Annotated in this window: 9 protein-coding genes; 4 read left to right on the top strand and 5 right to left on the bottom strand. The window is 75.6% G+C overall.

Going from position 1 to position 11,740, the window contains the following annotated elements; translation table 11 throughout:
• Positions 1-13: 13 nt before the first annotated feature.
• From ABT238_RS36545 to ABT238_RS36535, 3 genes are all read right to left on the bottom strand, one after another.
• Positions 14-394: an STAS domain-containing protein gene (locus ABT238_RS36545; RefSeq protein WP_350805846.1), complete on the bottom strand. Its 381-nt coding sequence runs from the start codon at positions 392-394 to the stop codon at positions 14-16.
• Positions 395-575: 181 nt separating this feature from the next.
• Positions 576-1,508 (bottom strand): SigB/SigF/SigG family RNA polymerase sigma factor, encoded by a 933-nt coding sequence (locus ABT238_RS36540; RefSeq protein WP_350805837.1) that lies wholly within the window; start codon positions 1,506-1,508, stop codon positions 576-578.
• A gap of 337 nt (positions 1,509-1,845) precedes the next feature.
• The gene (locus ABT238_RS36535) at positions 1,846-3,063 is read right to left on the bottom strand and encodes a glycosyltransferase (protein ID WP_350805834.1); all 1,218 of its coding nucleotides are present in this window, start codon (positions 3,061-3,063) and stop codon (positions 1,846-1,848) included.
• A 161-nt stretch (positions 3,064-3,224) separates the two neighbouring features.
• Between ABT238_RS36535 and ABT238_RS36530 the strand changes: the two genes are divergently transcribed.
• Entirely contained in the window at positions 3,225-3,956 is a 732-nt protein-coding gene (locus ABT238_RS36530; protein WP_350805827.1) for an NAD(P)-dependent oxidoreductase, read from the top strand.
• A gap of 132 nt (positions 3,957-4,088) precedes the next feature.
• On the opposite strand, the gene ABT238_RS36525 is transcribed toward ABT238_RS36530, so the two are convergent.
• Positions 4,089-6,815, bottom strand: coding sequence for a M4 family metallopeptidase (locus ABT238_RS36525; protein ID WP_350805822.1), 2,727 nt, complete (start codon positions 6,813-6,815; stop codon positions 4,089-4,091).
• 610 nt (positions 6,816-7,425) lie between these two features.
• On the opposite strand from ABT238_RS36525, the gene ABT238_RS36520 reads away from it, so the two are divergent.
• Together ABT238_RS36520 and ABT238_RS36515 are read left to right on the top strand one after the other, a co-directional pair.
• Positions 7,426-9,426, top strand: coding sequence for a stealth family protein (locus ABT238_RS36520; protein ID WP_350805817.1), 2,001 nt, complete (start codon positions 7,426-7,428; stop codon positions 9,424-9,426).
• A 115-nt stretch (positions 9,427-9,541) separates the two neighbouring features.
• Positions 9,542-10,213, top strand: a complete 672-nt coding sequence (locus ABT238_RS36515) for a hypothetical protein (RefSeq protein WP_350565621.1) — start codon at positions 9,542-9,544, stop codon at positions 10,211-10,213.
• A 35-nt stretch (positions 10,214-10,248) separates the two neighbouring features.
• Here ABT238_RS36515 and ABT238_RS36510 read toward each other — a convergent pair whose 3' ends face one another.
• Positions 10,249-10,725: a GreA/GreB family elongation factor gene (locus tag ABT238_RS36510; protein WP_350565619.1), complete on the bottom strand. Its 477-nt coding sequence runs from the start codon at positions 10,723-10,725 to the stop codon at positions 10,249-10,251.
• 200 nt (positions 10,726-10,925) lie between these two features.
• Between ABT238_RS36510 and ABT238_RS36505 the strand changes: the two genes are divergently transcribed.
• Positions 10,926-11,636: an RDD family protein gene (locus tag ABT238_RS36505; protein ID WP_350805812.1), complete on the top strand. Its 711-nt coding sequence runs from the start codon at positions 10,926-10,928 to the stop codon at positions 11,634-11,636.
• Positions 11,637-11,740 lie beyond the last annotated feature (104 nt).

Genomic DNA, 11,740 nt, shown 5'->3' with positions numbered 1-11,740 from the left:
CGGCTCGGCCGGGTCACGGCGGCACGGTGTCGTGGACGGCGAACGCGTCGATGACGCCGGTGAGTTCGAGCACCCGCCGGACCAGCGGCCGGGGGCGGGCGAGCTCGATCCGGCTGCCGGAGCCGGCGGCGCGGCCGGCGCCCTCCAGCAGGGCGCTCACGCCGGTGGAGTCGCAGAACGCCAGCTCGCCGCAGTCGATCACGACGACCGTTCCGGGAACGGCGAGCGCGCCGTCGAGGGCCCGGCGCAGGACGGCGACGGAGTCCAGGTCGAGTTCGCCGTTCAGGACCAGGACGGTCCCGCGGGCCCCCGGCCGGGCGCGGGCGGTGAGTCCGGCGGGCCGGTCCGGGGCGGAAGGCGAGTCCTCGGGAGGTCGGGACGGGCTGCGGGTCATGGCGGATGCTCCTCCTGGGTGCGCGCTGCCGGACCGGCGTGGGTGCGGGACCGGCGCGGTGCCGGACCGGCGGCACCGGGCTCGCGTGCCGACGGCCCCCCGCAGCGCGGCTAACCGCTGCGGAGGGCCGGAAACACCCGGAGGGGCGCGGGTTGCGGGACAGGGCCTCGGGCCCGGGGCCTCAGCCCGGCCCGGGCGGAGCGGGCGGGCCGCCGTCCGCCGCGCGGTCCTCCAGCTCCTCGCGCAGGTGCGCGAGGGTGGCGGACAGCAGGCGCGAGACGTGCATCTGCGAGACGCCGATCCGCTCGGCGATCTCGGACTGCGTCCGGTCCTCCCAGAAGCGCAGCTTGAGCACGAGCTGCTCGCGGCGCGGCAGCTTCCCCAGCAGGGGCCGCACGGCGATGCGGAACTCGGCCAGCTCGATGCCCGGGTCGCAGGAGCCGAGCCGGTCCAGCAGCGCGCTGCCGGACTCGTCGGTGTCCTGCTCGCGCAGCGCGTCCAGCGAGTTGGGCCGGTAGACCCGGCCGGCCACCAGCCCCTCGACGACCTCGTCGACGGTGAGGTGGAGCTCCTCGGCGATCTCCTCGGGGTGCGGCAGGCGGCCGAGCCGCTGTTCCAGCCGGTCGGAGCCGCGGGCGACGGTCAGGTAGAACTCCTGCATCCGGCGCGGGACGCGCACCGGCCAGGAGGTGTCCCGGAAGAACCGCTTGATCTCGCCGGCGATGGTGGGGATGGCGTAGGTCAGGAACTCGACGCCGCGCCCCGGGTCGTAGCCGTCGACCGCCTTGATGAGTCCGACGGTGCCGACCTGGAGGATGTCGTCCATGTCCTCCGGGCGGTGGCGGAAGCGGCCGGCGATGAAGCGCACCAGCGGCATGTTGAGTTCGATGACGGTCCCGCGGACGTAGCTGTAGGCGTGGGACTCACGGGCCAGCCCGGCGAGCCGCTCGAAGAGCGCGTCGCTGAGCTCACGGGCCTCGGTCTTGCCCATGACCCGCAGCTGCGCCTCGGTCGGGCGCGGCGGCAGATCGGGCGGCAAGCCGTCCGCCGGTACGGACGGCTCGGCCGAGGTGGCGTGCGGACGGGATCCGGTTCTGAGTGCAGGTATGGACACGGCTGTTCTCCAGGGCAAGGAGGAACGCCTCGGGCCGCGGGGTCGTCCGGGCGGGATCGCCCACGACACCGCGGCACCACTTCCCGAAGACCTCTGCCCGGCTTCTTCAAGCGACGGTCCAGGTGGCGCCCGGCGGGCGCGGAAACGGCCTGCGGTGCGCGATGACCGTTCCAGTGGTGCTGGTACCCACCATGCCCCGGTTGATGCATGTCTGTCCCGTATTGCCGTGCCCGTTTCACGGCATCACCACCGGTCACCGGCCGTCACCTGTGGTAGCGGGCCGGCCCCGGCAGGACGACGCGCGACGTCCGCAGCCGCCGCCCCGGCCGGCGGGCCGCTAGCCGGCGGCCGGATCGAGCAGCAGGCGGGCGGCCAGCTCGGCGCCGTCGGTGCGGATGCCGGTGGCCACGGCCGCCGCCCGGGCGCGGGCCGCCGGGTCCAGGACGGTGCGCAGCGCGGCGGACACGGTCGCGGCGCTCGGCGCCGCCGTGTCGTGCACCGCGCCGATGCCGAGCTCGGCCACCCGCGCGGCCCAGTAGGGCTGGTCGACGATCTGGGGCACCACCAGCTGCGGCGTCCCGGCCCGGGCCGCCGCCGTCGTGGTGCCCGCGCCGCCGTGGTGCACCACGGCGGCCACCCGGGGGAACAGCGCCTGGTGGTTCACCTCGCCGGCCGCGTAGCACTCGCCGCCGTCACCCGCCGGGCCCAGCCCCGCCCAGCCCCGGCCCACCACGACCCGCCGGCCCAGTGCCAGCGCCTGTTCGACGGCCAGCCGGGCGACGTCCGCCGAGCCGCGCATCGGCATGCTGCCGAACCCCACGTACACCGGGGGCGCGCCCGCGGCCAGGAACTCCCCCAGCCCGGTGGGGAGCGGGCGCCGGTCGTCCGCGAGCCAGGCACCGGTCTGCACGACGTCCCGGGCGGCCGGCCGCCGCCACGGACCGAGGACGGCGTCCGTGGCCAGCCACGGCCGCGCGGTGAGCACGTGGTCGCGCACGTTGGCCACCGGCGGCAGGCCGACGGATGCGCGGTGGGCGTTCACCACTGCGCCGAACAGCGCGTTCATGGACTCGACGTCCCGCTCCCACAGCTCCTCGTTGCCGGTCCCCTCCGGCGCCTGCGGCCGGCCCGGGTACTGGAACGGCGGGTGGTGCGGTGAGGGCAGCATGGTCGGCTGGAGGCTGACGTGGACGAAGCGCGCGCCCACCGTCTCGGCCGCCGACCGGGCACCGGCCGCGCTGGGGAACAGGCCGGTGGCCACCACCACCCCGTCCGGCTCCGCCTCGGCGAGCACCGCCTCGTAGAACCCGGCCACCAGCGCCGCCGCCCGCTTCGGGAAGTCCTCCGGCTTCGGCGGCGGCCCGCTCACCAGCGCCCGCACCGACTCCCCCACCGCCACCATCGGCACCCCGGCGTCCGCCAGCCGCGCCGCGAACTCCTCCTCCGGAGGCGCGCACACCCGCACCTCGGCTCCCGCCTCCCGCAGCCGCTCGGCGAGCGCCAGCAGCGGCTCGACGTCCCCCCGCGACCCGTACGTCGACAGCACCACACGCATCCCGCACCACTCCTGTCCCCGTGATTCCGGCTTCGGCCGAGGATTCTCCGGCCCCACCACCCCCTTGCGGCAAGCCCCCCGCTGCGCTATAGCTTGGAAGCGGCGGGGAACATGATCGACTGTCGGCCGCCGCTCCCCGGCCGTGTCACGGGGAGAAGCCCATGCCGCCGCACCGGGTCCTGCTGCTGGACGCGGCGCCCGGGGACCTGCTGGACCGCGAACTGGCGCGCCTGCTCGGCCACGGACTGGCCGTCACCCTCAACCTGCGGCGGGTGGCCGACCACCGCGCGGTGCGCTCCGGCTGGGCCGGGCGCGTGGAGTTCACCGACGTCGACCCCTTCGACGAGGCGGCCCTGATCGCCGCCGCCGTGGCGGGCGGCACCGGCTTCCACGCCGTCAAGTCCCGGGCCGGGGTGCCGCTGCGCGCCGCGTTCCTCGCCGCCGCGACCGGCGACGGGCTCGTCCACCGGCTCCGGGTGGTGGGCCGGGCGGGCGCCGGAACCGATCACGTGGACCTGGCGGCCGCCGCCCGCCACGGGGTCGCGGTCACCCACACGCCCGGGTCCAACGCGGACGCGGTCGCCGAGTTCGCCCTGGCCCAGCTGCTCGCCCTGACCCGCGATCTCACCGCGTACAACGAGGCTTCGCACGAGGGGCGTTGGCGTACCCCGCCGGCTCCGGCCCGGGCGCTGCCGGAGCTGACGCTCGGCGTGGTCGGCCTGGGCCGGACCGGACTGGCGCCGGCGGCGAGGGCCCGCGCCCTGGGGATGGACGTGCAGGGCCTCGCCCGCCGCCCGGCCGAGGCCGCGGTGCGCTGCGCGGACCACCTCGCCGCCCTGCTCGACGGCCGTCCCGGCGGTGTGCCGGTGGTGACGGCCCGACGGTCCCGATGATCTGACGGTACGGCGAAGGCCCGCCCGGCCGCTGCGGGGTTGCAGCGGCCGGGCGGGCGACCGAGGGGCGGACGGGGTCCGGGCGCCGGGGTCGGGCGCCCTGGGTCGGATCCCGGGGCAGCCGCCCTCCGGTCAGCAGGTGCCGGCCGCGCGCTCGCGCACGACCAGATCGGTGCGGCCGGCCGTGGCGTCCAGCCAGAGCACCCGGGTGCCCCGGTCCGCCACCGGCGCGTACTGGCCGCCGCGGTTGCAGGAGACCCGCTCGGGGGTGCCACCGGCGAGCGGCAGCTGCCAGAGCTTCGGCAGCTCGGCGTTCTTGACGGCGCCGCCCGGCCAGCGGAACGCGTGGCCGAAGGTCACCGCCCGGTCGGAGACGGTCAGGCCGGTGATGTCGCGCCGGTCGGCGGCGGTGCCGGTCAGCAGGTCGGTCACACCGGACCCGTCCACGGCGCCGGAGCGGATCGAGCCGCCCTTGCTGCGGTCCTCGGGCGTCTCCACCCAGAGCAGCCGGTCGCCGGCCAGCCGGGTCTGGTCGGCCCTGGTGGCGGTGGCGCCGTCCAGCACGTACTGGGCGACCACCTTGCCCGTGGCGATCGAGTAGACGGTCGGCGCGTACACGGTCCGCTCACCGGCGCTCCAGGTCTCGGTCCAGCCGAGCAGGCCGCCGCGGAGGGTGAGGTCCGTCGCGTCGTGGCCGTCGGGCAGCGGGATCTCCACCGCCGGAGCACCGTTCAGCGACAGCGCGGGCAGGGTGCGGTGGGTGGTGAAGTCGTTCACCCGGAAGGCGACGGTGCCGCCGGAGACCCGGACGTCGAAGATCATCTGGTTCGAGCCGCGGCGCAGGCTCCGGACCGGGCCGCCGTCGATCGGGCGGGCCAGCACCTCCGAGCCCCAGGCGCCTCCGGCGATCGCCCCCTGGGCCACCCATGCGGCGGTCGTGCCGTCGGTGGCGGGCCAGCCGTGCGAGCGGCCGTCCACCGGGCTGAGCGCGACGGGTCCGGCGGAGCCGGCGACGGTGCCGGCCAGCACGCCGAGGTTGCCCCCGAAGCCGTGTTCGCTGGTGGCCGCCACCCAGCGGCCGTTGGCGACGTCCGGGGCGATGAGGCCGCTGGGGATGTCGCCCAGCAGGACGCGGCTGTCCACACCGATCCGCCGCTGCCAGCCCTCCTTGATCCCGTGGGCGTCGAACGCACCGGCGACGGTGCGCAGCTGAGCGCGGCCGAGGCCCATCGAGCGGCCGGCGGCGAGCACCGCGTTGCGGGCGTCGACGAAGCCGTCGAGCGGGGTGAGGTACTCGGTGAGGGCGCGGTAGACCAGGCGGTCGGCGGTCAGCGGGTCGAGGGCGCGCCGGATGTCCCACAGCGCCCCGCCGACGATGGTGGAGTTGAGGTGCACGCCGCTGCTGTCGATGTCCGCCGCGACGCCGATGTAGTCGTCGACAGTGCTGCGGCGGTCGTCCAGCCGGCGGTCGGCGCAGGACTCCGGGGTGCCGGTGCGGCAGAGGCTCTCGCCGAGCAGGGCGGCGCGCGGGTCGTCCATCGACAGGCCGCCGGCGGTCACCTCGATCGCGTTGCCGAAGTAGTCGGCGATCGCCTCGTCGAGGGCGCCGGACTGGCCCCGGAGCACGAGCCCGGCCGTGTTCTCGACGACGCCGTGGGTCATCTCGTGGCCGGCCACGTCGAGCGCCACGGCGAACGGGTACTCCTTGGCGCTCCCGCCGCCGTAGACCATCTTCCGGCCGTCCCAGGCGGCGTTGCGGTACGGCTCGCCGAAGCTGGTGACGTTGACCACCGCGGTGATCGGGCCGTTCCTGCCGTCGATGCCCTGGCGCCCGAGCCGGTCGCGGTAGAAGTCGTCGACGGCGGCGGCGTTGAGCTGGGCGTTGGCGGCGCCGGTGGCCGCGGCGGAGGCCGGGAAGTCGGGCGTCGGCGAGGCCGCGGGCCGGGCGTCAGCGGGCATCTTCCCCCGGAAGTCCAGCTCCTCCCGGCCCTGCGCGTCGTAGACGGTGATGGTGGCGGGGCGGGTGAGGTCGGTGAGCTGGTACGTGCCGTCCGGGAGGCGGCCGAGGTTGACCCGCACGGGGTTGCCGTGGACGTCGGGTGCGGTACCGGTGGCGGGTTCCAGGCCGGCGGCGGCACCGGTGGCGGCAGCGGCCGGCCCCTCGGCCCGGTAGGGAGCGCGCACGTCGTGGGCGAGGGCGACCTGACCGGTGGTGGCGTCCACGAACACCTCGCGGGCCTTCGCGCCCCAGGCCGCCGCGTCGGTGCCGCGCACGGTGAAGTGGCGGGCGAGCCGGCCGGTGCCGCCGGGCAGCACCACGAGGCCGTGGTCCTCGGCCGTGGCCCCCTCCCGGGCGGCCGGGTCCTCGACGCTGCCGAGCGCGAGCCGGCGCAGCGCCTCGTCCGGGACGCTCTGGGCGGTCGGCGCGGTGAGGCCGGTGAAGTACTTGCCGCCCACCGACTCGACCCGCTGGGCGTCGCCCTCACCGGTCAGGTGGACGAGGTAGGCGGCCCCGAAGACCGGGATGCCACCGTGCCGCTGGGCGAACCTGACGGTGCGACGGCCGTCCGCGGCGCGCTCGGTGCCGGTCTCCACGAGCTGCGCGGGGTCGACCCGGTAGCGGTCCCGGTGGGCGGCCAGGTGGGCCCGCGCGGCGTCGGCCGGGGTGGCGCCGGCGGCCCGCTCGGCCAGACCGGTGACCAGCTGCGGGGCGTCGGTGTCCGATCCGGCGACCAGCCCGGGGACGGGATCGGTGTCGGCGGCCGGAGCCGCGGTGCCGGACGGGACGCCCAGGCCGAGGCCCAGGACGGCCGCGATCGCGACGCCGAGCAGCCTGGGCGAACGGGAACGGTGGTGCACTGCGGTCCTCCTGTGGAAGCGGAGGGTCCGGCCGGGTGCCGGACCACGCGTGTGCGGCGGGGCAGGCCCACCCCCCACGGCTCGTCCGTTCTCCGGAGCCGGCCGCCCGCCTGGCGAACACCATAGGACAACTCTCGGCATATGTCGATGACCTGCATATGCAGACCGCCTGGCGCCATGCGCCTCCACCGCCCGGGCCGTCGCCGGGGAATGCACTTCGGGTGCGCATAGGCGACAAAACCGGTGAATCAGTGAATCGATGACGTTCCCTCAGAGAAACTGCACACCATTCAAATCGGGCGAATCCCGCCGGGCCATTGCCTCGCAGCGCCAAAAGGACACCTGATTGTTACTATTGCTCAACATAAAATTCTGTTGGTCGCATACGATCTCGTGCGAGCCGGAAGCCCGCCCGACCTGTGCCCGAACCGGGTGCCATGAGCCAGCTGTGAGGAAGAACCGGAGAAGCAGAGTTGAGCCCGACGGCCGGCCTTCTGAACTGCTCCGGAAACACGAGGGAGAACCGATCCGGGCCGTTCGGGCCGAAGGCCCCGCTGTGCGGGGCACGTGAAACGCCCGACACCTGAACCATGAGCCCCTGGAGTTCCCTTTGCCCATCCGCCCGGCCGATCTCGCGGCCAAGATGCGCCCGCTGACCGCTCTGGCCCGCCGCAACCGGTCGGCCGCCGGCACGCCCGCCGGCCCCGGCGCCGAAGCGCCCGCCGGTGCGTCCGCCGAGCCGGCCGGCGCACCGGAGCAGGCCGCGCCCGAGGCCGGTCACGAGGTCGTCCCGGAGGCCGGGCGGGCGGAGCAGAGCGGGCAGACCGAGCAGACGGAGCAGAGCGGGCAGGAGCAGGCCGGGCACGAGGAGCGCCGCTCGCCGTACGAGCGGCTCGGCGAGGAGCGGTCCGCGCGCGAGGAGGAGCTGCTCGGCGCGCTCCCGGGCGTCGTGCGCCACCGCGAGCACCTCGCCGAGACCCGCCACACGCTGCTGCCCGCCGACCGCCGGGACGGAAACCTGGCCGAGGTGAGCGGGGCGCTGCGGGCGGCCGGCCTCGCGCACGGCATCGTGCCCGACCGGCACCCGCGGCACCGGCTGGCGATCCGGCCCGGCGACCGCGCGGCGGTGCTGGAGGCGCTGGCCGCCGCGTTCGCCGGCCAGGCCGTCTACGCCGACCTCCTGGAGCACGGGCGGACCCTGACCACCGTGCTGGCGGAGCAGCTGCCCGGCGCGGTCGGCCTGCTGGAGCCGGACGCCCCGGTGGGCGAGACCGCCGAGGAGCGGGGCGAGGACGCGGACCAGGACGGCGGGCAGGCGGGCCCGATCTGGCCGGCGGACCGGGTCAAGGGCGTGCGGATCTACCGCCCCGCCGTGATCGACACCCTGCTCTACGGCCCCGAGACCGGCTGCGACATCGAGTTCTGGGACTCCGCCGCGCCGTCCCAGGGCGCCATCGCCTCGATCGACGAGACGCCGTTCGGCTGGTGGGTGCCCTCCCTGGAGGCCAACGCCACCACGACCGTCGGCGGCCGGCCCTACCCCCTGCTGGACGTCTTCGCGGCCTCGCTCCCCGAGCAGGTCGACTTCCCGATCGACGCCGTGATCACCTGGGTCGACGACGCCGACCCCGCCTGGCAGGAGCGCCGGGCCGCCGCCCGCGCCCGGCTCGCGCACACCGCCGCCCCGATCGCGGAGGAGGACGGGGTCGCCGAGAGCGGCATCGCGGGCGACGCCGACCAGCGCTTCCGCAACCGCGACGAGCTGCGCTACTGCCTGCGCGCCCTGGCCGCGCACGCGCCGTGGATCCGCCGGATCCACCTGGTCACCGACGACCAGACGCCGCACTGGCTGGACACCGCCCACCCGGGCCTGACCGTCGTCCCGCACCGCACCCTGTTCGCCGGAACGGACGCCGGCCCGGTGTTCAACTCGCACGCCATCGAGACCCGGCTGCACCTCGTCCCGGACCTCGCCGAGCACTTCCTCTACCTCAACGACGACGTCTTCCTCGGCCGTCCGCTCGTCCCCGAGGACTTCTTCCTCGGCAACGGCATGCCCCGGTACTTCCCCGACAACCGGATCGTGCCGCCCGGCGAGGCCGAGCCCGGCGACTCGGTGTACGTCGCCGCGCAGAAGAACACCCGCGGCGCGCTGGCCGCCGCCGTCGGCAAGACCTACCCGCGCACCCTCAAGCACTCGCCGCACCCGCTGCGCCGCAGCGTGCTGGCGGAGAGCGCGGAGCGGTTCGCGGCCGAGCTGCACGACACCGTCCGCTCGCCCTTCCGCTCGGCCGGCGACCTCGCGCCGGTCACCCTGGCCATCCACTACGGCCACGCCACCGCCCGCACCGTCGAGGGCCACCTCTACGACGGCTACTTCGTCACCGACAGCACCGAGGACCTCGGCCGGCTCGCGCAGCTGCACGAGGAGCGCTGGGCGGACTACTTCTGCCTCGCGGACGGCACCCGCGACCTGCTGTCGCCCGAGGAGCAGGAGCGGGCCGTCACCGGCTTCCTGCGGACCTACTTCCCGGTGCCCTCGCCCTTCGAGCTCCGCGAGACGGCGCCGGAGCGGCCCGAGGAAGCCGAGGAGCCCGCCGAGCAGGGCTGACGACCGCCCCGGGCACGTGTCGTGCGTCTCATCGGCGGCCCGATCCCGTTCGTCCGCGTCGCACTGTGATGGGATGACCCGGCACAGTGACGACCGCTGACCGGGGGGCACGCCCATGAGGGCCAAACTGATCGGACTGGGACCGGACGCGGGCGCGCCGGACCTCATCGGCGTGGGGCTGATCCGCCTCGCCGTGGAGGAGCGGCTGGCGCCCGCGGCCGCGTCCGCGCCCTGGCTGGGGCAGCTGCGGGCGGCCTCGTTCGCCGACGCCTGGCTGGCCTTCACCGACCCGGCCGCGCCCGGGCTGCGGGTGCCGGCCGAGGCCGTCCTGCACGCCGTGGTGCGGCGGGCGGCCGAGCTGGTGCTGCGGCGCCACCACGGGGACGGCCCGGCCGCCCTGGAACGGCTGGGCCGGGAGTCGGCGGAGGCCCGGGAGTGCGCGCGGCTCACCGAGGCGTCCCACCCCGCCGAGCCGGACGCGCTCGTCCTGCTCTGGCACGGCGTGCGCCGGGCCACCGCCGGGACCGGCCCCGACGGCGCGGCCGAGCGCGCCGCCCACGCCGCGTACGTCACCGACCGGTGCGCGGCCTACGTCCGGGAGCACTGCCGCCGCCAGGACCTGCTGGCCCTCGTGCTGGCCTGCGCCCGGGCCGCCGCGGCCGTGCTGGCGGAGCTCACCGGCGGCGACCGGGACCGGGCCCTGGCCGTCCTCGACGAGGACGCGGCCCGCCACATGGCGCCGACCTCCCCGGTGCCGCTCTGGGTCCCGGGCCGGCCCGCGGCCTGAACGCGGTCGGGCGCCCGCCGGGAGGGGGCCGGGCGCTACGACGCCGCGCCGCCGCTGCCGATGGACAGGACGAGTGCGGTCGTCCGGCCGCCGGGCGCCTCGTACTCGACGGTCTCGCCCTCCCGGCAGCCGAGCAGCACCCGGCCGAGCGGACTGTCGGCGGTGACCAGGTCCGGGTCCACCCCCTCGGCGAGTTCGCCGATCCGCACGGTCATCTCGTCGGCGTCCCCGAAGCGCAGCCTCACGGTGCTGCCGACGCCGACGCTCTCGGTGCTCGGCGCCCCGGCGGTGGCCGCCCCGCGCAGCCGCCCCTCGATGCGGGCGATCCGGCCGTCCAGCGCGTCCAGCCGGTCGGCCCGCTGCAACTCGTCGGCCTGGTCGGCCGGATCACCGACCTCCTCGCCGCCCCGCAGGGTGGCGGCGACGGATTCGCGCTCCGCGCGCAGGTCGGCGAGCTCCCGCTCCAGCGCGCTGCGGCCGACCTCGCTGATGGGTTCGGGTGCACCGGTCATGGCCGTCTCCCTCATCGGGCCGCCGCGGCGGGCGGCGCGGGCTGATTCCGGTATTTCCGAACATAACGGACTCGCCGCCGCCCGGCTCGGCGACAAGGGTGTGCCCGATCGGTAACGACTTGCCGCTCCGCCTTCACGGGGCGGACGCGGGGTCGATAGAACAGCTGTACACCATCGCCGAAGGCAGGGAACCAGCCACGATGAGCACCAACGGTCCCACGGGGCACGGCCAGAACCCGTACGACGGGTCCAACCCCTACGGTCAGCAGAACCAGAACCCCTATGGCGGGGACCAGCAGCCGTACAAGCAGGAGGCGCCGTACGGCCAGCCCTACGGCCAGCAGCCGCCGCCCTACGCGGAGCAGCCGCCGTACGGAGAGCAGCAGCCGTACGGGCAGCCCGGCTACGGCACTCCCCCGCAGCAGCCGTACGGGCAGCCGGAGGGCTCCTGGCCGCACGGTCACCCGCGGCCCGGGCCCTACGGCTCCCCGGTGCCCAGTGGCCCACCGCTCGCCCCGATCGGCGAGCGCCTGGTCGCCCGGCTGATCGACGTCTGCGTGCTGCTCGTCCCGACCCTGCTGCTCTTCACGATCTTCGGTGCCTCGATCCTGTACTACGTCGTGGCGGCCCTGCTCTCCTTCGGCTACGAGGCCGCGATGCTGCTCACCCAGGGCGGCCAGACGGTCGGCAAGAAGGTCATGAAGCTGCGGGTGGTCGACCTCGCGAGCGGCGGCAAGCCCGCCGAGAACTCCCTGCTGATCCGCGCGGCGCTGTACACCCTGCCGAACGCGGTCTACTGCGTCGGCTCGCTGTTCGCGCTGCTGAACGTCCTGTGGCCGCTGTGGGACAAGCCGTACCAGCAGGCCCTGCACGACAAGCCCGCCAAGACCGTGGTGATCAAGGAGTCCTGACCGCGGGGCTCCCCCGCACGCCCGCCGGCCGGGCACCGGGCCGCCGTGGAGCTGCAGCCGCACGCGGAGCGCACCTTCAAGCTGCGCTTCAAGGTGGTTCAGAC

The sequence above is a fragment of the Kitasatospora sp. NPDC001527 genome (assembly GCF_040298605.1).
In the GTDB taxonomy this organism is placed as follows: domain Bacteria; phylum Actinomycetota; class Actinomycetes; order Streptomycetales; family Streptomycetaceae; genus Kitasatospora.
Note: the sequence above shows the minus strand (reverse complement) of the source record. Positions and strands in the feature narration are given on the sequence as shown.